The sequence below is a fragment of the uncultured Albimonas sp. genome (assembly GCF_963977235.1).
Lineage (GTDB): Bacteria > Pseudomonadota > Alphaproteobacteria > Rhodobacterales > Rhodobacteraceae > Albimonas.
Genome location: NZ_CAXBOD010000025.1, coordinates 38,178 through 60,230, shown reverse-complemented (window position 1 = coordinate 60,230; position 22,053 = coordinate 38,178). Strand labels below are relative to the sequence as shown.

At 72.7% G+C, this 22,053-nt stretch carries 16 protein-coding genes and 1 tRNA gene; 9 read left to right on the top strand and 8 right to left on the bottom strand.

Features of this window, described 5'->3' with window-relative positions; genetic code table 11:
- Positions 1-133 precede the first annotated feature (133 nt).
- The 4 genes from AAC134_RS13165 to AAC134_RS13150 all read right to left on the bottom strand — a co-directional run bounded on the left by AAC134_RS13165 (position 134) and on the right by AAC134_RS13150 (position 3,202).
- A tRNA-Ser gene (locus tag AAC134_RS13165) sits at positions 134-221 on the bottom strand.
- A 695-nt stretch (positions 222-916) separates the two neighbouring features.
- Positions 917-1,759, bottom strand: a complete 843-nt coding sequence (locus AAC134_RS13160) for an alpha/beta hydrolase (protein ID WP_339949556.1) — start codon at positions 1,757-1,759, stop codon at positions 917-919.
- A complete protein-coding gene (locus tag AAC134_RS13155) occupies positions 1,756-2,121 on the bottom strand; it encodes a hypothetical protein (RefSeq protein WP_339949555.1) in 366 nt (121 codons plus the stop codon). Before AAC134_RS13155 ends, AAC134_RS13160 begins: the two co-directional genes overlap by 4 nt.
- Before the next feature lie 145 nt (positions 2,122-2,266).
- The gene (locus tag AAC134_RS13150) at positions 2,267-3,202 is read right to left on the bottom strand and encodes a LysR substrate-binding domain-containing protein (RefSeq protein ID WP_339949554.1); all 936 of its coding nucleotides are present in this window, start codon (positions 3,200-3,202) and stop codon (positions 2,267-2,269) included.
- Positions 3,203-3,301: 99 nt separating this feature from the next.
- Between AAC134_RS13150 and AAC134_RS13145 the strand changes: the two genes are divergently transcribed.
- Both AAC134_RS13145 and AAC134_RS13140 read left to right on the top strand, forming a co-directional pair.
- A complete protein-coding gene (locus tag AAC134_RS13145) occupies positions 3,302-4,468 on the top strand; it encodes an acyl-CoA dehydrogenase family protein (protein ID WP_339949553.1) in 1,167 nt (388 codons plus the stop codon).
- Positions 4,465-6,588: an acetate--CoA ligase family protein gene (locus AAC134_RS13140; protein ID WP_339949552.1), complete on the top strand. Its 2,124-nt coding sequence runs from the start codon at positions 4,465-4,467 to the stop codon at positions 6,586-6,588. The genes AAC134_RS13145 and AAC134_RS13140 overlap by 4 nt, the downstream gene beginning before the upstream one ends.
- Positions 6,589-6,612: 24 nt before the next feature.
- Here AAC134_RS13140 and AAC134_RS13135 read toward each other — a convergent pair whose 3' ends face one another.
- Positions 6,613-7,272 (bottom strand): helix-turn-helix domain-containing protein, encoded by a 660-nt coding sequence (locus AAC134_RS13135; protein WP_339949551.1) that lies wholly within the window; start codon positions 7,270-7,272, stop codon positions 6,613-6,615.
- A 174-nt stretch (positions 7,273-7,446) separates the two neighbouring features.
- On the opposite strand from AAC134_RS13135, the gene AAC134_RS13130 reads away from it, so the two are divergent.
- The 4 genes from AAC134_RS13130 to AAC134_RS13115 all read left to right on the top strand — a co-directional run bounded on the left by AAC134_RS13130 (position 7,447) and on the right by AAC134_RS13115 (position 13,276).
- The gene (locus AAC134_RS13130; RefSeq protein WP_339949550.1) at positions 7,447-7,956 is read left to right on the top strand and encodes a (2Fe-2S)-binding protein; all 510 of its coding nucleotides are present in this window, start codon (positions 7,447-7,449) and stop codon (positions 7,954-7,956) included.
- Positions 7,953-8,963: an FAD binding domain-containing protein gene (locus tag AAC134_RS13125; protein ID WP_339949549.1), complete on the top strand. Its 1,011-nt coding sequence runs from the start codon at positions 7,953-7,955 to the stop codon at positions 8,961-8,963. The genes AAC134_RS13130 and AAC134_RS13125 overlap by 4 nt, the downstream gene beginning before the upstream one ends.
- Positions 8,956-11,217 carry a xanthine dehydrogenase family protein molybdopterin-binding subunit gene (locus tag AAC134_RS13120; protein WP_339949548.1) on the top strand — a complete coding sequence of 754 codons (2,262 nt, stop codon included), beginning with the start codon at positions 8,956-8,958 and terminating at the stop codon, positions 11,215-11,217. The genes AAC134_RS13125 and AAC134_RS13120 overlap by 8 nt, the downstream gene beginning before the upstream one ends.
- A gap of 196 nt (positions 11,218-11,413) precedes the next feature.
- On the top strand, positions 11,414-13,276 hold the full coding sequence (locus AAC134_RS13115) for a calcium-binding protein (protein ID WP_339949547.1): 1,863 nt from the start codon (positions 11,414-11,416) through the stop codon (positions 13,274-13,276).
- A gap of 48 nt (positions 13,277-13,324) precedes the next feature.
- Here the strand turns inward: AAC134_RS13115 and AAC134_RS13110 are convergent, their stop codons facing one another.
- Together AAC134_RS13110 and sthA are read right to left on the bottom strand one after the other, a co-directional pair.
- Positions 13,325-15,709 (bottom strand): transketolase, encoded by a 2,385-nt coding sequence (locus AAC134_RS13110; RefSeq protein ID WP_339949546.1) that lies wholly within the window; start codon positions 15,707-15,709, stop codon positions 13,325-13,327.
- Positions 15,710-15,921: 212 nt separating this feature from the next.
- Positions 15,922-17,313: a Si-specific NAD(P)(+) transhydrogenase gene (sthA, locus tag AAC134_RS13105; protein ID WP_339949545.1), complete on the bottom strand. Its 1,392-nt coding sequence runs from the start codon at positions 17,311-17,313 to the stop codon at positions 15,922-15,924.
- 368 nt (positions 17,314-17,681) lie between these two features.
- Between sthA and AAC134_RS13100 the strand changes: the two genes are divergently transcribed.
- Genes AAC134_RS13100 through AAC134_RS13090 form a run of 3 tightly spaced genes read left to right on the top strand, consistent with a single transcriptional unit; the run spans position 17,682 to position 20,800 of the window.
- Positions 17,682-18,425 carry an enoyl-CoA hydratase/isomerase family protein gene (locus AAC134_RS13100; RefSeq protein ID WP_339949544.1) on the top strand — a complete coding sequence of 248 codons (744 nt, stop codon included), beginning with the start codon at positions 17,682-17,684 and terminating at the stop codon, positions 18,423-18,425.
- A 16-nt stretch (positions 18,426-18,441) separates the two neighbouring features.
- On the top strand, positions 18,442-19,632 hold the full coding sequence (locus AAC134_RS13095) for an acyl-CoA dehydrogenase family protein (RefSeq protein ID WP_339949543.1): 1,191 nt from the start codon (positions 18,442-18,444) through the stop codon (positions 19,630-19,632).
- A 13-nt stretch (positions 19,633-19,645) separates the two neighbouring features.
- Complete coding sequence (locus tag AAC134_RS13090; protein WP_339949542.1) at positions 19,646-20,800, top strand: acyl-CoA dehydrogenase family protein; 1,155 nt, start codon at positions 19,646-19,648, stop codon at positions 20,798-20,800.
- Between the two features lie 238 nt (positions 20,801-21,038).
- On the opposite strand, the gene AAC134_RS13085 is transcribed toward AAC134_RS13090, so the two are convergent.
- Complete coding sequence (locus AAC134_RS13085) at positions 21,039-21,947, bottom strand: LysR family transcriptional regulator (RefSeq protein WP_339949541.1); 909 nt, start codon at positions 21,945-21,947, stop codon at positions 21,039-21,041.
- Between the last annotated feature and the right edge of the window lie 106 nt (positions 21,948-22,053).

Genomic DNA, 22,053 nt, shown 5'->3' with positions numbered 1-22,053 from the left:
AAAGAATACCCGGGATTCCAGCTGCGAGCGGTCCAGTTCTTTGGGGGCAGTGCACAATGGGGGACATGGTGGGGGACGATCAATCTAGTCGCGGCAATTTTCTCAATAGTGTCAGCACATTAAAGGTGGGAAATGGCGGAGACGATGGGATTCGAACCCACGAAACCTTTCGGTTTACTCCCTTAGCAGGGGAGCGCCTTCGACCACTCGGCCACGTCTCCGCGGAGGGGTGTAGCAGCCTAAGCGCCCGAGTTACAAGGCTGATTCGACACGTTCATCCAGAACGCAGCGTTGCTCGCCAAGCGACTGGAAATGAATGGGAACGACTCCGGCACCCTCGAGTTCGGGCGGGATCTGGTCAAGTCCCTTGGGGCGCGCTTCGCTTGGCCCGCGTCGCGCGTCCAGCGCCTTCGGCCGGCCGATCTCGCTCGGGGGCAGCTCCGCGCACGTCCTCCGCCAGGCGTGAGAGGCGTCGCCTGGCTGATCCCGGCTTTCCGGCAGACGCCGCTGATCGGCACGCCTTCCTCCGCCTGCTTGAGGATCAACGCCTTCTGCGCGTCGATCACCTTCAGGAGGCCCGGCGGCCCGCCGCGGTGCAGGACTCGGGTCCAGCCCGTCTCGGAAACCGAGACGATATGGGAGCTGTCGCGCGGGGCGATGAGGGCGGCCTCGGCCTCGGTGAAGCGGTCGGAGGGCGGGGTCGTCCTTGAAGTCGGCCCACAGCGGGTCGGCGCCCATCTCCGCCTGCGCGGCGCGGACGCTGGGGGGGATGGCGATGTCGAGATAACCGCAGGGCATGGCGTCAGATCCCCCCTCCGCTGGCAGGCTCGCAGCAGATTGCGCCGGCGCGAGGGGCGGAAGCGCGGCGGCGGGCCCCGGTCGCCCGTCGCCGCGGGGGCCGCCTCGCGCCCCGACCTCAGGCGCCCCGGATGCGGTCGAGCACGGGGCGGATGTGGGCGAGGAAGGCCGGGGGGTTCTCGCTCATCGGGAAGTGGCCGAGGCCGGGCATCAGGGTCCACTCGATCCCCAGCGCCTCGGCGAGCGCGCGGGTGTCCTGGGGCGAGCAGGAGTAGTCGTATTCCCCGGTCAGCAGGTGGATCGGGCATTTCGAGACGTCGATCCCCGCCACCCGGTCGCGGAAATCGCCGTCGACGGTGTAGTAGTAGAGGTCCCCGCGGAACACGCCCGGGCCCCCCTGCATGTAGTGCCAGCGGGTCTCGTCGCGCTCGGCCTCCGGGCTGGTCGGCGCCGTCAGGCCGTAGGCGAAGGCGCCGCAGACCTCGCCGCCATGCACGTCGGGGCGATGCAGCCAGGCGGTGTCGTAGTAGGGCGGAACCGCCGCGCCGCTCTGCAGGCCGATCAGGGCGCGGAACCGCTCGGGGTGGCGCTCGGCCAGGTGCAGCACCACGCGGCCGCCGATCGAGCAGCCCATGACCACCGGCGCCTCCAGCTCGAGCGCATCGCAGATCGCCAGCACCTGGGCGACGTAGCCGTCGGCGGTCAGGCGATAATCCTCGTCCACCGTGCCGGGGGCCGGGGAGCTCTTGCCGTGGCGGGGCATGTCGTAGGCGATGACCCGGTAGTGGCGGGCGATCTCGGGGTCATTGAGCAGCGCCCGCCACTGGCGGCCGTCGGCGCCGGCGGTGTGCAGGCAGAGCAGGGGAATGCCCTCGCCCGCCTCCTCCCAGTAGATCCGATGGGGGCGGCCCTCGATCTCGATATGACCGTAGCGGCCGGCGATCGGCTCGATCCGCATCATGGCGTGGCCTGCGGGCGGAGGGAGGCGAGCAGCAGTTTGAAATACATCAGGTTTGCCATCAGCGGGTGAAGGTCGCCCTCGAAGCGCATCGCCCCGCGGCGCACCAGCGCCATCATGTCGTGGGAGCCGGGCGGCGGGACCGGGGCCAGGAACAGCCGCCAGTCCTCGGCGGGAGCGGAGATCGCGAAGGTCCACGAGGGCATCACGAAGGGCCCGTCCTCGACCGAGACGACGGCGCCGCCGCGCAGCTCGACCAGGGTTTCGGCATCGCCCGCGCGCAGCATCGCCCGGGTCGAGAGGCCGCGGGCGCGGTGGGCGAGAGGGGTTCCCTCGCCGCCCGTTCGCAGGAGATCGGCGAACATCTGTCCTCCCCGGACCTGGCCTTGCCCTGCGGCGCGTCGAGGCGCCGCCGACGTCCTTGGTAGCGCCTCGCGCCCGCGGGGGCGAGGACGCGATGCGCAGGCCGCCATAACCTGAGGTCTTGCATGGGGGCGTCCGGGCCCGGAGTCAGGCGACGGGCGAGGATCTCGCGGCGCCGGGGAAGAACTCGGGCGGCTGGCCCGCGCTCGCCAGCAGCCAGTCCACGAAGCGGCGGGTCGAGGCGCCGGCCGAGGTCATCGTCGGCCAAGCCACCCAGAACGCCGCCCCCGTGCGCCAGGGCCGATCGAACGGGCGCACCAGGGCGCCGGAAGCAAGCTCCTCGGTCAGCAGGTCGAGCTGCCCGACCGCCAGCCCGAACCCCTGCCTGCAGGCGGAGTAGGTGAGCAGCGAGGTCTCGAACTCCGCCCCCGCATGGGGATCGATCTCGACCCCTGCCTCGCGCGCCCACAGCGCCCATTCGCGCCGGCGATAGCGGGAATGCAGAAGCTCGGCGCGGGGCAGATCGGCCAGGGCAAGCGCGCCGCCGAAGCGGGCGAGGTAGGCCGGGGCGCAGACCACGTCGACCACCTCGTCGAACAGTTTTCGCGCCCGCGCGTCGCGCCAGGCGCCGTCGCCCAGCTGCAGCGCCGCGTCGAGATGGGCGCCGCGGAAGTCCAGCGGCTCGACCCGCGTGTCGAGACGCACGCGGACCTCGGGATGGGCGTCGGCGAACTCCCGCAGGCGGGGCAGCAGCCAGTGGTGGGCGAAGGTTGGGTAGATGCGCAGGTTGACGGTGTTGCGCCCCTCGTCGGCCAGCATCCGGGCGGTGGCGGTCTCGAGCTGGTCGAACAGGCCCGCGATCTCGTGGCCGAAGGCGCGCCCGGCCTCGGTCAGGCGCACCGAGCGGGCGCCCCGCTCGAACAGCTTCACCTCCAGCCAGTTCTCGAGGATCGCGATCTGGCGGCTGATCGCCACCTGGCTGACCCCCATGTGCCGGGCCGCGTCGGTGAAGGTGCGGTGGCGCGAGGCGATCGCGAAGGCGCGCAGCGGGTTCAGCGGCAGGCTGCGATAGGGGCGATCCATAAGCTGCGGTTTTCCGGGGCTGAGCGGAACGGGGTTTTCAGAACCGATGATTGGTCTAGGCTCCGCCCCCGATCAACCCACCAGCCGCAGCGGGGCCGCATGGACTTCACCCTTACCGACGACCAGCGGATGTTCCGCGACAGCGTCGAGCGCATGGCCCGCGCCGAGCTGGCCGAGGGCGCGGCCGAGCGCGCCCGCACCTCGCATTTCCCCCGCGAAGTGGCGCAGCGTTTCGCCGAGGCCGGGTTGCTGGGCATCACGCTCGATCCCGCCGACGGGGGGCAGGGCGGCTCGCTGGTCGACGCGATCCTGGCCATCCAGACGGTGGCCGAGGTCTGCCCCCGCTCCGGCGACGTGGTGCAGGCGGGCAACTTCGGCCCGATCCGCACCTTCTGGGAATACGCCAGCCCCGAGCAGAAGGCGCGGTTCCTGCCGGATCTGCTGGCGGGGCGGACCTCGATCTCGCTGGGGATGACGGAGCCGGACGCGGGCTCGGCGGTGACCGAACTCAGGACCTCGGCGCGCGACGACGGCGACCACTGGATCGTGGACGGGCAGAAGATCTTCGGCACCCACTCGGCCGAGGCGGACGTGTTCCTGGTCTATGTCCGCTTCGGTCCCGGCGTGGAGGGGATCGGCAGCCTGCTGATCGAGAAGGGCACGCCGGGGTTCGAGATCGGCCGCCCCTCGGGGTTCATGAACGGCGAGGACTGGGCGCCGCTGTATTTCTCCGGCTGCCGGGTGGCGAAGACGAACACGCTGCTGGGGCCGGGCGGGTTCAAGAAGCAGATCGCGGGGTTCAACGTCGAGCGGCTGGGCAACGCCTCGCGCGCCGTGGCCTGCGGGCGGCATGCGTTCAACGTCGCGCGCGACTACGCCCTGACGCGGCGCCAGTTCGGCCGGCCGCTGTGCGAGTTCCAGGGCCTGCAGTGGAAGTTCGCCGAAATGGCCACGAAGCTCGACGCCGCGCAGCTCTTGCTGATGCGGGCGGCGGTGAACGCGGGCGAAGGGCTGCCCTCGGCTCACGAGACGGCGATGGCCAAGTTCGCCTGCAACGAGGCGGGGTTCTTCGCCGCCAACGAGGCGTTGCAGGTGATGGGCGGGCATGGGTTCTCGCAGGAGAGCACGGTCCAGTACTGCATGCGGCGAACGCGCGGCTGGCAGATTGCCGGCGGTTCGACCGAGATCCTCAAGAACCGCATCGCCGAGGGCGTCTTCGGGCGGCGGTTCTCGCAGCGGGCGCCGCGGGCGGAGGCCGCCGAGTGACGCGGCCGGACGCAGGCCGCGGGATCGGGAGCGTCGCCGCGGCCGCGCGGCTGCGAGCCCTGACCGACCCTCGGGCGGTGGCGATCGTGGGCGCCTCGGACAATCCCGCCAAGCTGCAGGCCCGGCCGATGGCGTTCCTGCGCCGGCACGGCTTTGCCGGCGCCGTTCACCCGGTGAACCCCGGCCGCGCGAATGTGGCGGGTGTCCCGGCCTTTGCCCGCGTCTCGCAGATCCCCGGGCCGGTGGATCACGCCTATGTGCTGCTCGAGGCGGAGGCGGCGCTCGAGGCGGTCGCGGACTGCGCGGCCAAGGGCGTTCAGGTGGTCAGCCTGCTTGCCGACGGTTTTGCCGAGGCGGGCCCCGAGGGCCGCGCCCGCCAGGACGGGCTGGCCGCGATGGCGGCCGAGGCGGGAATGCTGCTGATCGGGCCGAACTCGACGGGCGTCGTCTCGACCCGCTCGGGCTTCTCGTGCACCGCCAACGCCGCCTTCCGGGTCGAGGCGCTGCGCCGCGGCGGGCTGGCCGTGCTGTCGCAGAGCGGCAGCCTGATCGGCACGGTGCTCTCGCGCGGCGAGGCGCGCGGGCGGGGGTTCTCGCACCTGATCTCGGTGGGCAACGAGGCCGGCGCGGGCGTGGGGGAGCTGGGCTCGCTGCTGCTCGAGGATCCCCACACCGACGCCTTCGCCCTGTTCCTCGAGACGATCCGCGACCGCGAGGCGCTGACCGCCTTCGCGCGCGAGGCCCACGCCCGGGGCAAGCCGGTGGTCGCCTACATGATCGGGCGCTCGACGGAGGGGCAGGCGCTTTCGGTCTCCCACACCGGGGCGCTGACGGGCTCGGCCCAGGCCTGCTCGGCGCTGCTGCGCAGCCTGGGCATCCGGCAGGCCGAGCAGTTCGAGACGCTGCTCGACGCCCCGCCCGCGCTGGTCCGCGCGACGCCGCCGCCGGAGCGTCCGCGGACGGTCACCGTGGTCTCGACCACCGGGGGCGGGGGGGCGATGCTGATCGACCAGATGGCGGCCCGCGGGGTCGGGATCGCGGGCGCCGGCGCCGCGGCGCGCGCGACGCTGGAGGCGCAGTCGATCCCGATGGGCCACGGCAAGCTGGTCGACGTGACGCTGGCCGGGACCAACCCCGCCACGATGAAGGCGGTGGTCTCGACGCTGGCCGCGGACCCGGAGACGGGGCTTCTGGTGGTCTGCATCGGCTCCTCGGCCCAGTTCCAGCCCGAGCTTGCGGTCAAGCCCATCGTCGAGGCGGTCGCCGAGGCCCAGCCCGGCGCCGCCCCCGTCATCGCCTTCCCGCTGCCCGAGGCGCCCGAGGGGCTGGCGATGCTCGAGGCCGGCGGCGTGCCCACCTTCCGCTCGGTGGAGGTCTGCGCCGAAACGGCGGCCATGCTGCTTGGCGCCTGCGCGCCGGATCCGGTCCCCGAGGCGCCCCTGCCGGCGCGGGCGGCGGCGCTGCTCGACGCGGCCGGGCCCGGCGTGCTGGACGAACTCGATGCGGGCGAGGTCTTTGCGGCGCTGGGCGCCCCGCGGCCGGCGCAGGCGCTGTTCGACCTGGCGCTGCCGATCGTCGACCCCGGGCTCGGCTGGCCGGTGGTCGCCAAGCTGGTCTCGGCGCAACTGCCCCACAAGACCGAGGCGGGGGCGATCCGGGTCGGCGTGCCCGACCTCGCGGCCCTGCGCGCGGCGGCCGCCGAGATGCGCGCGGCGGCCGAGGCGCATGCGCCCGGCCTCGCGCTGCGCGGCATGCTGGCCCAGGAGATGCGGCGCGGGCTTGGCGAGGCGATCGTGGGGATCTCGCGCGATCCGCTGGCGGGGGCGGTGGTCACCGTCGGCCAGGGCGGGGTGATGACCGAGATCTATCGCGACGCCGCCGTGCGCCCGGCCCCGGTCTCCCTCGAAACGGCGCGCGAGATGATCGCCGAGGTCCGCGGCTTCGCCCTGCTGCGCGGCTTCCGCGGCAGGCCGCAGGGGGACCTCGAGGCGCTGGCCCGGCTCGTCGCCGACGTCTCGCGCATCGCCCTGCATCCGCGGGTGGAGGAGGCGGAGATCAACCCCGTCCTTGTCGGCCGCGAGGGCGTCGTCCTGCTCGATGCGCTGGTGCGGTTGGGCTGAGCGGGGCGTGTCCCGGCGCGCACCCTAGTCGCCGGGCGGCAGCCGCAGCCCGTCGACGAAGACGTCGAGCAGGCGCAGGACCGCGGGCTGCCAGTCCGGCGTCTCGACCGTGTAGCAGAAGCCGAACAGCGCCCGCATCACGTCCTCGGGCGGAACGTCGTCGCGGATCGCGCCGGCCGCCGCGGCGCGCCCGACCAGCGCGGCGATGGCGCCGAGCAGCATCGCCTTGACCTCGGCGAACAGCGGCTCGGCCGTGTCGAGCGTCGGCGACAGCACCGCGACCATGCCCTTCTTGGTGGCCACCATGCTCACCGCCGCATGCAGCCAGCGCCGCAGCGCCTCGACCGGATCGTTGGCGCCGGCGAGGCTGTCGGCCAGGGCGGCGAGCGCCTCGGCCTCGCGGCGGTAGACAGCCAGGAACAGCGTCTCGCGGGTGGGGAAGTGACGGTAGAGCGTGCCGATGCCCACGCCCGCGCGCTTCGCCACCGCCTCGAGGCTCGCCTCCGGCCCGCCCTCGGCGAAGATGGCGCGGGCGGCGGTCAGCAGACGCTCCCGGTTGCGCTGGGAATCGGCGCGGGGCTTCCGGGCCGCGCGCGGCGCAGCGCGGGGCGAGGTCTGGGCCGGCGCGTCGCCCGCAGGCTCGATCCCGGGCGCCTTCGCGCCATGTCGTCCGCTGTCGCCCATGCCTCTCCGGAGCGAACCGCTCACGTCGCCCTTGAAAAGCGGAGGGTGCCTCCGCATATTGATTTCAGGCCGCGCCCGCGGTCGATGCGGAGGGGGCCTCCCCCTCTCCGTGACACAGCCCCGCCCCAAGGTCGACTCGAAACCAGACCGCCTCCAGGCCAACGGGAGCCCCCCATGACCGCCATGAGCTTCACCCTCAACGGGGCGCCGCGCGAGATCGCGCTGGACGATCCCCGCGTCACCCTGCTCGACCTGCTGCGCGAGCGGCTGGATCTGACCGGAACCAAGAAGGGCTGCGACCGCGGCCAGTGCGGCGCCTGCACGGTGATCGTCGACGGGCGGCGGGTGAATTCCTGCATGACCCTCGCCGTGACGCTCGACGGCGCCGAGATCACCACGATCGAGGGGCTCGCCCTCGACGGCGCCCTTCACCCTGTCCAGCAGGCCTTCATCGACCATGACGGCTTCCAGTGCGGCTTCTGCACGCCGGGCCAGATCATGTCGGCCGTGTCCCTGATCGCCGAGGGCGAGGCCGGCGCCGACCCCGAGCGGATCCGCGAGGGGCTGAGCGGCAACCTCTGCCGCTGCGGCGCCCACACCGGCATCGTCGAGGCGGTGCTCGCCGCCCGGACCCGGATGGACGAGCGTTCCGAAGACGCCAAGTCCGGGGAGGCCGCGGCATGAACCGGTTCGAATATCTGCGCCCCGCCTCGGTCGAGGACGCGGTCGCCGCGGCCGCGACCCCCGGCGCGGCCTATCTCTCGGGCGGGACCAACCTGCTCGACCTGATGAAGGTGGGCGTCGCCACGCCCTCGACGCTGGTCGACGTCACCCGCCTGCCGGGGCTCGACGTGATCGAGGCGCTGCCGGGCGGGGGCCTGCGCATCGGCGCGATGGCCCGAAATTCCGACGTGGCGCGGCATCCCGACGTGCTGGCGCGCGCGCCGATGGTGGCCGAGGCGCTGCTCTCGGGCGCCTCGGCGCAGTTGCGCAACGCGGCGCGGGTGGGGGGCAACATCCTCCAGCATCCCCGGGCGCTGCTGTCGGGCGGGATTGCGGGCGAGCCGCGCGAGCACGCCGTGCTCGGCTGGACCGAGGCCTGCCGCTCGGTGCACCCCTCCGACTTCTGCGTGCCGCTTGTGGCGCTGGGCGCCTCGGTGGAAATCGCCGGGATCGGGGGACGGCGGGAGGTGGCGCTGCGCGACTTCTTTTCGCTGCCCGACGGTGCGGAGGAGGCCTTCCCCGCGCTGGGTCCGGGAGAGCTGCTGACCGCCCTGCTGCTGCCCGCAGGCATCGAGGCCTTCGCCGCGCACGCCCGATACGTGAAGCTGCGCGAGCGCACCTCCTTCGCTTTCGCCCTCGTTTCCGCCGCCGCGGCGCTGGAGATCGAGGGCGGGACCATCGCCCGCGCCCGCCTGGCGCTGGGCGGGGTGGCGCACCGGCCCTGGCGGACCGACGCGGCCGAGGCGCTGCTGACGGGCAATGCGCCCTCGGCCGCGATCTTCGCCGAGGCCGCCGCCCTGGCGCTGGCCGACGCCAGGCCCTCGGGCGACAACGCCTTCAAGATCGAGCTGGCCCGCCGCACCGCCGCCCGCGCCCTGGCGCTGGCCGCGGCCGGCACGCCCGCGCGGATGCCGGCGCTGCCGGCCTCCCCCTTCGACGCCGAGTATGGAGCGCCCGCTCATGTCTGATGCGACTTCCCCCGGCCTTGCCGGCGCGACGCCCACGCGGCTGGGCTCGAACTCCGGCCAGCCGATGTCCCGCCGCGACGGGATCGCCAAGGTCACCGGCGGCGCCACCTTCGCCGCGGACAACCACCCCGCGGGCCTGCTGCACGCGGTGACCGCGACCTCGCCGGTCGCGCGGGGCCGGATCGTCTCGCTCGATGTCGAGGCGGCCCGCAGCTATCCGGGCGTGGTCGAGGTCTGGACGCACGAGAACCGTCCCGCGCTGTCGGACGATCCCGACTCCAAGCCCTTCCCCTTCGCCTTCAAGATCGACGTGCTGCAGAGCGACCGGGTCCGCTATGCCGGCCAGCCCGTCGCGCTGGTGGTGGCCGAGACGCTGGAGGCCGCGACCGAGGCCGCCCGCCTGCTGGCCCCCAGGATCGAGGCCGAAACCCCGCGTCTGGGGTTCGACGGCGGAGAGCCCTTCGCCCCCGAGAGCGTGGGCGTCGGCGCGCCTCCGGGCCACTCGGTCGGCGACGCGGAGGGGGCGCTCGCCACCGCCCCCCACCGCGTGGAAGGAACCTGGGAGACGCCCGACCAGTACCACAACGCCATGGAGCCCCATGCCGTGGTGGCCGAGTGGGACGGCGACCGGGTGACCTTCGACATGCCCAACCAGGCGCCGGTGATGGCGCGGGCGATGTTCGCGCGCTTCTTCGCCATCCCGCCCGAGAACATCCTGATCCGCACGCCCTTCCTCGGCGGGGGCTTCGGCTCGAAGGCGATCCCCACGGGGCCCTATGTGCTGGCGATCCTGGCGGCGCGGACGCTGGGCCGGCCGGTGAAATACGTGTTCCGGCGCGAGCAGATGTATGGCCCCACCGGCCACCGCGGCGGCACCCGCCAGACCCTGCGGCTGGGCATGGACGACTCGGGCCGGCTGACGGCGGTGACCCACCATTCCGACAGCCTGACCTCGAGCTTCGACGAGTTCCTGGAGCCGGCGGCCAACGTCTCGAAGAACCTCTATGCGACGCCGAACCTGACGGTCAGCCACCGCGGGATCCGGGTCGACAAGGGCACGCCGATGGCGATGCGCGCGCCGGGCGAGGCCTCGGGCTCGGCGGCGCTGGAATGCGCCATCGACGAGGCGGCCTACGAGATGGGCATGGACCCGCTCGAATTCCGCCTGCGCAACTACGCCGACCGCGACCCGGCCACCGGCCTGCCCTTCTCCTCCAAGGCGCTGCGGGAGTGCTACGAGCAGGCCGCGAAGACCTTCGGGTGGGAGAAACGGCCGCTCGAGCCGCGCTCGATGACCGATGCGCAGGGGCGGCTGCTGGGCTGGGGGATGGGCACCGCGCAGTTCCCCGCCACCTTCTTCGCCGCCCAGGCCAAGGCCACGCTGCGGGCCGACGGCAGCGCCATGGTCGAGACCTCGGGCGTCGACATGGGGCAGGGGGCGTGGACCGCGCTCGCCCAGATCGCCGCGGACGGGTTGGGGCTGGACATCGACCAGGTCGAGTTCCGCTCCGGCTCCTCGGACCTGCCGGATGCGGGGATCGCGGGCGGCTCGGGCCACACGGCCACGGCCGGGGCGGCGCTGCATGCGGCGGGCGCCGACGCCATCGAGCGGCTGACCGAGATGGCGGTGAACGACCCGGAATCGCCGCTGCACGGGGCCGGCAACTCCGGCGTCGAGGCCCGCGACGGCCGCCTGCACCGGCGCGACGACGACAGCCGCTCGGAGAGCTATGCCGAGATCCTGGCCCGCGCGGGGCAGGAGATGGTGGTGGGCGAGGGCTCGTCCTCGCGTCCCGCCTCGGCGGGCGAGGCGCACGCGTTCTTCTCGCACGGAGCGATCTTCGCCGAGACGGCGGTGGATCCGGAGCTGGGCCAGGCGAAAGTCACCCGCATGGTCGGCGCCTTCGCGGCGGGGCGGATCATCAACCCCAAGCTGGCCAAGAGCCAGCTCGAGGGCGGCATGATCTGGGGGCTGAGCTTCGCCCTGCATGAAGAGGCGGTGCACGATCCCGTCTCGGGCCGGATCGCGAACGCCGATCTCGCCGGCTACCACGTGCCGGTGCATGCCGACATCCCCGCGATGACGGTGCTGACGGTGCACGAGGACGACCCCCACGTGAACGCGCTGGGCGTGAAGGGGGTCGGGGAGCTGGCGATCTCGGGCGCCGCGGGGGCGATCGCGAATGCTCTCTGGCACGCCACCGGCAAGCGGGCGCGGAAGTTCCCGATCCGGCTCGAGACGCTGATCGGCTGAGCCTTCGCGCGATCTCCGCGCCCTGCGCCCGTCCGCCGACCGCGGGCGGGCGCTTTCATTTATGCCATTGAATTCGCGCGTCTCTGTGGCGCCGGCGCCGCGGCGCGGGATTTCCTTCGCGCCGGTCTGCGCGGGCGTTGGACGGCGCGCGCCGCCCCGATCAAATGCCGTTGCGTCATCTGATCGGATCGGACCCATGACCAGTTTCAGCCTGCTCCTCGGAGGGTTGCGCGCGAACGCCCAGATCCTCGACCTCGTCGCCACCTCGGACGGGGGGCTGGCGGCGCTGTTCCTCAACCGCTCGCTGGTGGGGCCGGACGATTCCGAGATCGAGCGTCTGTGCCTCGCCTTCTTCCGCCCCGACGCCGCGGGCGAGCTGAAGGCCGACGGGCGGCCGAAGGTGATCGAGGTCGAGAAACCCAGCGACATCAACCTGTCGGCGGGGATCGCCGCGACCGACGACGGGGGGATCCTGTATCTCAGCCGGCGGCTGACCGGGGAGGAGACCCCGGTCTCGCGCTTCACGTCTCGACTGTTCAACGACGAGGGGCGCCAGGTCGCCAGCAACTCCCAGAAGATCGACGGACGGATCGCGCCCTCGGTCTTCCTCGCGGCCGCCGCGCCGGACGAGGACGCGCAACCCACGGTCGTGATGAGCGGGACGGGGGAGCTGTTCGGCTTCAACCCCAGGTCCGGGCGGATGCTCGCGCTCAACCAGTCGGTGTCGACCGAGGCGCGGGCGCTGGCGCTCGACGACGGCACGCTGCTGGTCACGCCTTCGGTGTTCGATCCGGGGAACTTCGTCTCGGGCTTCTCGCTCGAGAGCCTCGCGGGGACCGGTTCGGACGTGAGCTTCGACTTCCTCAACGTCTCGGCCCCCTTCGTGCCGACCTTCGCCGCGTCGGGCAACACCGCCGCCGCGCTGGTCGTCTCGGGCGGGCTGCTGCTGACGGTGGCCAGGCCCGGCGCGGGGGCGGCGGCGGAAGCGGCGCTCGACCTGTTGCCCGGCGCCGACCGGCTGTCCGCGGCCGGCGCGGTCGAGATCGCGGGCGTTGGCTATGCCGTGGTGGCGGCCTCCTCCCTGAGCGGCGAGGCGCAGGTGCAGGTCGTGGACTTCGACGGCGACGTGATCGCTTCTGCCATCTTCCCGGGCGCGGTGTCGGGCGTGGGCTCCGACCTGCAGGTCGTGGCGCTGGCCCGGCCGCCGGGTGAGGGGATGCGGCTCCTGCTCGCCTCGATCGGCACGCAGAACACCGCCGATGGCACGCGCGACGTCTCCACCGCCGCGACGGTCGACCTGCGCCCGGCGATCGACGTGACAGGGACGTCGCTGGACGATTTCCTGACCGGCTACGACAAGGACGACGTGATCCGCGGCGAGGCGGGCGACGACCGCATCTTCGGCCACGGCGGCGACGACTTCCTGTTCGGCGACGACGGCGACGACCGGCTCGAGGGCGGCGAGGGCGCCGACCATCTCGACGGCGGCGAGGGTCGCGACCGCCTGCTGGGCGATGGCGGGCGCGACGCGCTGTTCGGCGGCGCCGGCGCCGACCGGCTGGAGGGCGGCGGGGGCGAGGACCGCCTGGCGGGCGGCGCCGGCGGCGACGAGCTGGAGGGCGGCGGCGCCAGGGACCGGCTCGACGGCGGATCCGGCGACGACGAGCTCGAAGGCGGGGCGGCGCGCGATCTCCTGGTCGGCGGCGAGGGCTCGGACATCCTGCGCGGGGGCAAGGGCGGGGACCGCTTCGTCTTCCTCGCGGTCGAGGACAGCGGCGCGGCCGACGACCTGGACGTGATCGTGGACTTCTCGCGGCGGCAGGGGGACCGGATCGATCTCTCGGCCATCGACGCGCGGACCAACACCGGCCGCGACGACGCCTTCAAGTTCATCGGCGAGGCCGACTTCTCCGAGCGTGCGGGCCAGCTCCGGCTGCGGACCCTGCGCGACGAGGCGGCGATCGTGCAGGCCGACGTCGACGGCGACGGGCGCGCCGACCTCGTCTTCGCGGTGCAGGTCGGCGGCGGGGCGCTGAAGGCCGCCGACTTCCTCCTCTAGGCGCCCGTGTCCGGCCAGGGTCGGCGCAGGCCCGCAGGCCCGCCCGGCTCAGCGCCGCGCGCGCGCCAGCATCGGCCGGCCGACGGTCAGCGCCTCTGCCCGCTGCGCGATCGAGACGGCGTCGATGCCGTAGTGGCGGTAGAGGTCGCCGATGGTCCCGGTCTGGCCGAAATGCTCGACCCCGAGCGGGATCGTGCGGTGGCCGTGGACCGAGCCCAGCCACGACAGGGTCGCCGGATGACCGTCGATCGCCGTGATCAGCGCGCAATGCGGGGGCAGGGGGGCGAGCAGGCTTTCCACATGCGCCCGCGCCTCGGGCCGGCCGGCGGCGCGGGCGCGCTGGGCGGCGCTCCACCCCGCGTGGAGACGGTCGGCGGAGGTCACGGCCAGCACCCCGATGTCGCGACGGCCCTCGGCGAGCATGCCGGCCGCCGCGATGGCCTCGGGGGCGACGGCGCCCTGGAAGGCGATCACCGCCTCGGCGTTGGGGCCGGGCTCGCGCAGCCAGTAGGCGCCGTCGACGATGGCCTCGCGCAACGCCCGGGTCATCTCGCGCTTGGGCTGCTCTATCGGGTTGGTGGTCAGGCGCAGGTAGACCGAGCCGCCGGTGGCGTCGCGCAGCCAGGTGCGGGCGTCGGGCTCATGATCGCCGTCGCGCTGCAGGTAGTCGAAGGCCCATTCCAGGATCACCCCCAGCTCGTCGGCGAAGGCGGGCTCGAAGGCGGCGAGGCCGTCCTGGCTCATCCCCACCAGTGGCGTGCCGACGGACTGGTGGGCGCCCCCCTCGGGCGCCAGCGTCACCCCCGAGGGCGTGCCCACCACGATGAACCGCGCGTCCTGGTAGCAGGCGTAGGTCAGCGCATCGAGCCCGCGGTTCACGAACGGATCGTAGAGCGTGCCGATGGGGATCAGCCGCCGCCCGAACAGCGAATGCGAGAGCCCGGCGGCCCCCAGCAGCAGGAACAGGTTCATCTCGGCGATGCCGAGCTCGATGTGCTGGCCCTCGGGCGTGAACTCCCACTTGGCGGTGGAGGGGATGCGATGCTCGATGAAGGCGTCGGTCTGGGCCTTGCGGGCGAAGAGCTTGCGGCGGTTCACCCAGGGGCCGAGGCTGGTGGTCCCGGTCACGTCGGGCGAGGTGGTCAGGATCCGGTCGGCCAGGTCCCCGCCCCCCTTGGCGATCCCGTCGAGGATCTTGCCGAAGGCCATCTGGGTGGAGATCTCGCGCTCGCTCGCCGCCTCGATCGCGGGGGCGGCGATGCGCGCGTCCGACAGCCGCCGCGGGCCGCGGGCGAAGAACGGGACGCGGTCGAGAAAGCCTTGCAGGGCGCCGACGTCGCGCACGGTGGCGAAGCGCTCCCACTCCTCGCCCTCGGGGACGCCCATATGCTCCTGCCACCGGGCGAACTGCTTTGCGGTCATCAGCCCGCCGTGGTTGTCCTTGTGGCCGGCGATGGGGGTGCCCCATCCCTTCACGGTGTAGGCGAGGAAGCAGGTGGGGCGGTCGTGGTCGATGGCGGCGAAGGCGTCGGCCATCGTCTCCACGCAGTTGCCGCCCAGGTTCTCCATCAGGGCGGCGAGCTCGCGGTCGCTGCGCCGCTCGATCAGGGCGGTCACGTCGCCCTGGTCGCCGAGGTCGTCCAGCAGCCGCTTGCGCCACACCGCGCCGCCCATGAAGGTCAGCGCCGAGTATTCCTGGTTGGTGCACGCGTCGATCCACTCGCGCAGGGCGGACCCGCCAGGCTCCTCAAAGGCGGCGCGCTGCAGGGCGCCGTATTTCACCCGCACCACGTCCCAGCCGAACGCCCCGAAGATCTTCTCGATCCGCTCGAACAGCCCCTCGCGCACGATCCCGTCGAGGCTCTGGCGATTGTAGTCGATGATCCACCAGCAATTCCGAAGATCGTTCTTCCAGCCCTCCTGCAGGGTCTCGTAGACGTTGCCCTCGTCGAGCTCGGCGTCGCCGACCAGCGCGATCATCCGGCCCATGGGCGCGCCCTCGCCCCAGCTCTTGGCCTGCACATAGTCCTGCACCAGCGAGGCGAAGGCGGTGATCGCGACGCCGAGCCCCACCGAGCCGGTCGAGAAATCCACGTCGTCCACGTCCTTGGTGCGCGAGGGATAGGACTGCACGCCGCCCAGGCCGCGGAACGCCTCCATCTTCTCGCGCGGCAGGTTCCCCATCAGGTGCTGGATGGCGTGGAACACGGGGCTCGCGTGGGGTTTCACCGCCACCCGGTCCTCGGGCCGGAGCGCCGAGAAATACAGCGCCGTCATGATCGAGACCATCGAGGCCGAGCTCGCCTGGTGCCCGCCCACCTTGATCCCGTCGACCTTGGGCCGGACGTGGTTGGCGTGGTGGATCATCCAGTGCGACAGCCACAGCAGCCGCTGCTCGAGGATCTTCAGGAAGGGCGCGTCGGGACGGGTCATGGCGGGCTCGGGCGCAAGGGTCGGTGGGGGAGCATAGCGCGGAGAGGGCGGCGGGTTCCCGTTTTATCGACGCGCCGGCGTGGGGGAAATCTGCGGCAAGGCGTCGGGCCGCGCGGTCCTGCGCGCTGGCACGTGATCGGCGCGCTTGCTTGCCCGGCGGGTGACCCGCCGCCCCATGCGTGACGGCGCGCCGCCGGTCGCCGGGCCCGGCCTCAGGCCTGGCCCATGCGGTTCCAGGCGTCGAGGCCGGCGACCTTGTAGGCCTCGGCCAGCGTCGGGTAGTTGAAGGTGTTCTCGACGAAGAAGTCCACGGTGCCCTGCAGGTTGATCACCGCCTGGCCGATGTGGATCAGCTCGGTCGCGCCCTCGCCCACGATGTGGGCGCCCAGCAGGCGGCGGGTGTCGAGCGCGAAGATCAGCTTCAGGAAGCCGGTGGCCACCCCCATGATGTGCCCGCGCGAGGTCTCGCGAAAGCGGCAGACGCCGCATTCGTAGGGGACGCCTTCCGCGCGAACCTCCTCCTCGGTCTTGCCGACGGTCGAGATCTCGGGGACCGCGTAGATGCCATAGGGGAAGGTCTCGGGCGCCGGCGGGGGCGCGGCGTCGAACGCGTGGCAGGCCGCGACCCGCCCCTGCTCCATCGAGGTGGAGGCGAGCGAGGGGAAGCCGATCACGTCGCCCGCGGCGTAGATGTTGGGGGTCTCGGTCTGGAAGGTCCTCGGGTTCACCTTCAGCCGCCCGCGCGCGTCGGGGGTCAGCCCCAGCGCCGCGAGGTTCAGCGCGTCGACGTTGCCCGAGCGGCCGGCGGCGAACAGCAGCATCTGGCTGCGCACCGTGCGGCCGTCGGACAGGGTCGTCTCGATCCCGCGGGGGCCCCTGGCGATCTCCCTGACCGTGGCGCCCAGGCGGATCTGCATGCCGCGGTCGCGCATCTGGTGCACGAAATCCTCGACCAGCTCGCGGTCGACGAATTCGAGGATGCTCTCGCGGGCCTCGATCAGGGTGACGGGCACGTCGAGGGCCGAGAAGATGGTGGCGTATTCCACCCCGATCACGCCGCCGCCGATCACGGTCAGGCTGCGGGGCAGGGTCTGGATCTCGAGGATGTCGTCGCTGTCGAAGACCGTCTCGCCGTCGAAGGGCACATGCGTGGGGCGGAAGGGGCGGGTGCCGGTCGCGATCAGGGCCTTGTCGAAGGCCACGCGGTGGATCTCGTCGTCGCCCGAAACCAGCTCGACATGGTTGGCGTCCAGGAACCGCGCCTCGGCATAGGCCGAGCGGACCTGGTTGCGCATGAACTGGTGCTGGAGGACCTCGACCTCGTGGTCGAGCGTCTTGTGCAGGCGCTGCATCAGGTCGCCGGCCTCGATGTCCTTCTTCACGCGGTAGCCGGCGCCGTAGAAGCCCCGCTCCCGCCAGCCCGAGAGGTTGAGCACCGTCTCGCGGAGGGTCTTGGAGGGAATGGTGCCGGTGTGGACCGAGACGCCGCCCAGCCGCCGGCCGCGGTCGACCACCAGGACCGTTCGGCCCAGCTTGGCCGACTGCACCGCCGCGCGTCGTCCTGCCGGCCCGCTGCCGATGACCAGCATGTCGATGCGATCCATGCCGCCCCCTTCTCATGCCCCGCGCCCCGCGTCGCGCGCAGGAAGTGCACCCGGATTCGTTAACATCGGCAACCGCGCAGGCCCGAAAGCCCGCCCCGCCCGCGCGGCAGGTCGTCGCGCCGCGGGCGCGGGGCGCCGGGGCCCCAGGGGACGCCGCGCGCGCCCGGCGCTTTTCAATCGGGCGGTTAACGCGGGTCGGGGGCGGCGGAGGCCCGGGGCGGCCGGGGGCCGGCCCGCCGCCTCGCGGCGGGTGCGAAGCGGATCGACCCGCGCGCGGGGATGGCGTAGGACAACATTTCAATCGCCCGGTTAACGGGCCGGAGGGGCGCTCGCCCCGGACCGAGATCAGGCCGCGAGAGGCCGGGAGGATGACCATGGGCGAACTGGTGCTGCGCGAGGATCGCGACGGGCTGACCATCCTGACGCTGAACCGTCCCGACAAGCTCAACGCCCTGACGGTCGCCCTGTTCCAGGAGCTGCGCGACCATGTCGAGGCGCTGGCCGAGGACGACGCGGTGCGCTGCGTGGTCCTGCGCGGGGCGGGCAAGTGCTTCTCGGCGGGCAACGATCTCGCCGACATCGGCGCGGGCAAGAAGCCGCCCTCGCGGGGCTGGCACTCCGAGACCCTGAGGATGATGGAGAAGATGCCCAAGCCGGTGATCGCGGCGGTGCACTCGCACTGCTACACCGGCGCGCTGGAGGTGGCGCTGGCCTGCGACTTCATCCTGGCCGCGGACGACGCGAAATTCGCCGACACCCACGGGCGCTGGGCGCTGTCGCCGGTCTGGGGGATGAGCCAGCGGCTGCCGCGCCGGGTGGGCGTCGCGACGGCCAAGCGGATGACCTTCACCGCCGACACCGTCCAGGCCGACGAGGCGCTGCGCATCGGGCTGGCCGAATACGTGGTCCCGCTGGCGTCCTTCGACGCCGAGATCGAGAAGCTGGGCCGGAAGATCGCCGACAACTCCCCGTTCTCCCACGCCGCCGCCAAACGCCTGCTGGAGGCCACCGACGCCCGCCCGCTGGACGCCGGTCTCGCCTGGGAATGGCAGGAGAGCGAGGGCCGCGGCCCCGACGCCGCCGAGCGCATCTCCCGTTTCCTGAAGAAATAGCCCCGGAGGAGCCCCCATGACCCCCGATCCGGAAGCCTTCCGCGCCGAGGTCCGCGCGTTCCTGGACGCCGAGCTGACCGACGAGATGCGCGAGGCCGCGGTCAAGTCGACCAGCGTCTTCACCCCCTTCGCCCCCTGCATGGCCTGGCAGCAGGCGCTGGCCGCCAAGGGCTGGGCCGCGCCGCGCTGGCCCGCCGATCAAGGCGGCTGCGAGTGGACCGACGCCCAGCACGACATCTTCGAGGAGGAGCTTCAGGCCGCGGGCGCGCCGGCCCTGCTGCCCCACAACCTCAAGATGATCGGTCCGCTGCTGCTGGACCTGGGGACGCCCGAGCAGAAGGCGAAATACCTGCCGGGCATCTATTCCGGCACGGATTTCTGGTGCCAGGGGTATTCGGAGCCGGGGGCTGGCTCTGACCTCGCCTCGTTGAAATGCGCGGCGGTGGCGGACGGGGACGAGTATGTGCTCAACGGCTCCAAGACCTGGACCACCTACGCCCACCACGCCAACCGCATGTTCCTGCTGGTGCGCACCCGGTTCGAAGGCAAGCCCCAGCAGGGCATCACCTTCCTGCTGATCGACGACATGAAGACGCCCGGCATCGAGGTTCGCCCGATCATCGCGCTCGACGGGTTCCCCGAGCAGTGCGAGGTGTTCTTCACCGACGCCCGCGTGCCGCGCGCCAACATCGTGGGCGCCGAGCATGACGGCTGGACCGTCGCCAAGCACCTGCTGAAATACGAGCGCGGCGGCGGCGCCCCGGCGCCCGGTCTGCGGCGCAAGCTGATCCAGGTGCAGAGGGCCGCCGCCGCCCGCGACGACGGTTTTGGGAACAAGATGTCCGACGACCCGGCTTTCCAGGAGCGGCTGGGCGAACTGGCGGCAGAGGTCGAGAGCCTCGACCACCTGTTCCGCGTCTGCTCTCCGCGGGGCGGCGGCGAGATGGACCCGGCCTATCCCTCGATGATGAAGACGCTGAGCGCGGATCTCGGCCAGTCCATCGCCGCCCTGATGATCGAGGTGGCCGGCGTCGAGGGTCTGCCCCGCCAGCTCGAGGCGCTGGAGGTCGGCTCGGACGTCGATCCGCTGAGCTCGGAGTTCGACATGCTGGCCATGCCCTACTGGCTCAACGCAAGGGCGACGACGATCTACGCGGGCTCGAACGAGATCCAGCGCGACCTGATCGCGCGCCGCGTGCTGGGCTGAGGGGGAGAGAGCCATGGGATACGCCTTCACCGAGGATCAGGAGTTCTTCCGCCAGTCCGTCGAGCGCTGCCTGGAGCGGGAGATGGATTTCGCAAAACGCCAGAAGCTGGTGGCGGCGGGCGAGCCGCATTCGAAGGCCGTCTGGGCCGCCTTCGCCGAGATGGGCCTGCTGGGCCTGCCCTTCCCCGAGGATCGCGGCGGCATGGGCGGCTCGGCCGCCGATCTCGCCGCGGTCTGCGAGGTGATGGGCCGGCGCATGGCGATCGAGCCCTATGTCTCGACCGTGATCCTGGGCGGCCTGGCGCTGGCCGGCGCCCCGGCCAGCCCCGCCCGCGACGCCCTGCTGGAGGAGGTCGCCGCGGGGACCGAGCATCTGGCGCTGGCCCATGAGGAGGGCCACGGCACGCCTGACCCGGCGCGCGTGGCGCTCGAGGCCACGAAGTCCGGCGACGGCTGGGTCCTGTCGGGCGAGAAGCGTCTGGCGCTGGGCGCCGACATCGCCGGCTGGCTGGTGGTCAGCGCGCGGGTCTCCGGCGCGCCGGGGGACGAGACGGGCGTGGCCCTGTTCCTGGTTCCCGCCGACGCCTCCGGCCTGAGCCGTCGCGCCTACCGCACCGTCGAGGGCCGCACCGGCGCGCACCTGACGCTCGACGTCGAGCTGGGGCCCGACGCCCTGCTGGCCGACGGCGAGGCGGGCCCGGCGCTGCTGCGCTTCGCGCTCGACCGCGGGATGCTGGCGCTCTGCGCCGAGGCGGTGGGCGCGATGGAGGCGCTGCTGGCCGCCACCGCGGAATACGCCGCCGGGCGCAAGCAGTTCGGCGTGGCGATCGGCAGCTTCCAGGCCCTGCGCCACCGGATCGCGGACATGTACATGGCCCACCAGCGCTGCCGGGCGACCCTGCTGGTCACCGCGGCGATGCTGGACGCGGGCGAGGCGCAGCCGCGACACCTGTCGATCCTCAAGGCCCAGGTCGGCCGGCTGGGGCGGGAGCTGGGCGCCTCGGCCGTGCAGGTCCACGGCGGCATGGGCACCACCGACGAGCTGGAGGTCGGCCATCACGTCAAGCGCATCCTTGCGGCCGGCACGCTGCTGGGGACCGACGCCCAGCACCGCCGGATCGTGGGCAAGGCCATGGGCCGCGCGCGCAACGCGGTCGAAGCCCTGTAGACGCCGGCCGCGCGCCGCGAGCGGAGCCTCGGATCCAGGCGCCGCGGCAGACGCGGCGCCTGGTTTCGCCGTCGCGCTCGCGGCGCGCGGCGGGCGCGGCGCCGGTGGGACCCGTCTCGGGGCGTGGAGGGCGCCTCGGGCTTGACCCGGGGCCTCCTGCGCCGCGCCCGTGACGGAGGCCCCGGGTCAGGCCCGGGGCGCGTCGCCTGCGAGGCGGCGAAGGTCGCGCGCGACGGCCTCAGCCCCCCTCCAGCGGCCGGCCGAGGCCGTTGGCCCGGACGTGGGCCACAAACTCCCGCGCCGCGGGGCTCGGCGCCTCGCGCCGCCAGCACATCAGGATCCCCTGTTCGGCCCGCGCGCCGTCGACCTCGACATAGGCCACGTCGCCGTAGCCGGTGCGCGCCAGCGCCGAGGGCACCAGCGCCACCCCCATCCCCTGCGCCACCAGGGCCACGATGGTGAACCAGGTGCGGATCTGCCAGGGCGCATGCGCGGCCACCCCCGCCTCGGCCAGCAGCCCCGCGATCCGGTCATGCGCCGCGGCGGCGTATTCGCGCGAGAACAGCAGCGCCCGCTCCCCCGCCAGCTGATCCAGCGAGATCCGGCTGCGCCCCGCCAGCCGGTGGCCGCGGGGCAGGGCGCAGACCAGGCGCTCGGTCTCGATCAGGCGGCTGGCGAGCGCCTCGGGCAGGGAGCACTCGTGCACGAACCCCACATCGAAGCGCGCCTGCATCAGCCCCTCGACCTGGCCGGCGGTGTTGACCTCGTGCAGGGCGAGCTCGACGTCCGGGAAACCCTCCTCGAAGCCGCGCAGGGTCTCGGGCAGGCGGCGGAACAGCATCGAGGGCACGAAGCTGACTGTCAGCCGCCCCCCGGTCCCCCGCGCCGCCCGCGTCGCCAGCGCCTGGGCGTGGTCGAGCTGCCCGAGGATCCGCGCCGCCTGGGCGGCGAACACCGCCCCCGCCTCGGTCAGCCGCACCTGACGGGAGCTGCGCTCCATCAGCGCGCAGCCCAGCTGCTCCTCCAGCTGGCGGAGGCTGGCCGAGAGCGGCGGCTGCGAGATGTTCAGCTTCGCCGCCGCGCGCCCGAAGTGCAGCTCCTCGGAGAGCGCAAGGAAGTGCTGAAGCTGGCGGAAGGTGATGGCCATGGCGCGCTCCATAGCTGAAAGCCTATCGAACGATAGAAACTCGGTATTGGATCGGCAATCGCGGATGGCGCAGTCTCGCCCCCGGCCCCGTCCGGCTTTCGGGCGA

What these genes read in the sequence shown, in the direction of transcription:
- AAC134_RS13155 (WP_339949555.1), bottom strand. Translation starts at nt 2,121, where the DNA reads ATGTTCGCCGATCTCCTGCGAACGGGCGGCGAGGGAACCCCTCTCGCC.
- AAC134_RS13110 (WP_339949546.1), bottom strand. Translation starts at nt 15,709, where the DNA reads ATGACCCGTCCCGACGCGCCCTTCCTGAAGATCCTCGAGCAGCGGCTG.
- AAC134_RS13125 (WP_339949549.1), top strand. Translation starts at nt 7,953, where the DNA reads ATGAACCGGTTCGAATATCTGCGCCCCGCCTCGGTCGAGGACGCGGTC.
- AAC134_RS13135 (WP_339949551.1), bottom strand. Translation starts at nt 7,272, where the DNA reads ATGGGCGACAGCGGACGACATGGCGCGAAGGCGCCCGGGATCGAGCCT.
- AAC134_RS13085 (WP_339949541.1), bottom strand. Translation starts at nt 21,947, where the DNA reads ATGGCCATCACCTTCCGCCAGCTTCAGCACTTCCTTGCGCTCTCCGAG.
- AAC134_RS13120 (WP_339949548.1), top strand. Translation starts at nt 8,956, where the DNA reads ATGTCTGATGCGACTTCCCCCGGCCTTGCCGGCGCGACGCCCACGCGG.
- AAC134_RS13090 (WP_339949542.1), top strand. Translation starts at nt 19,646, where the DNA reads ATGGGATACGCCTTCACCGAGGATCAGGAGTTCTTCCGCCAGTCCGTC.
- sthA (WP_339949545.1), bottom strand. Translation starts at nt 17,313, where the DNA reads ATGGATCGCATCGACATGCTGGTCATCGGCAGCGGGCCGGCAGGACGA.
- AAC134_RS13160 (WP_339949556.1), bottom strand. Translation starts at nt 1,759, where the DNA reads ATGATGCGGATCGAGCCGATCGCCGGCCGCTACGGTCATATCGAGATC.
- AAC134_RS13150 (WP_339949554.1), bottom strand. Translation starts at nt 3,202, where the DNA reads ATGGATCGCCCCTATCGCAGCCTGCCGCTGAACCCGCTGCGCGCCTTC.
- AAC134_RS13095 (WP_339949543.1), top strand. Translation starts at nt 18,442, where the DNA reads ATGACCCCCGATCCGGAAGCCTTCCGCGCCGAGGTCCGCGCGTTCCTG.
- AAC134_RS13130 (WP_339949550.1), top strand. Translation starts at nt 7,447, where the DNA reads ATGACCGCCATGAGCTTCACCCTCAACGGGGCGCCGCGCGAGATCGCG.
- AAC134_RS13100 (WP_339949544.1), top strand. Translation starts at nt 17,682, where the DNA reads ATGACCATGGGCGAACTGGTGCTGCGCGAGGATCGCGACGGGCTGACC.
- AAC134_RS13145 (WP_339949553.1), top strand. Translation starts at nt 3,302, where the DNA reads ATGGACTTCACCCTTACCGACGACCAGCGGATGTTCCGCGACAGCGTC.
- AAC134_RS13115 (WP_339949547.1), top strand. Translation starts at nt 11,414, where the DNA reads ATGACCAGTTTCAGCCTGCTCCTCGGAGGGTTGCGCGCGAACGCCCAG.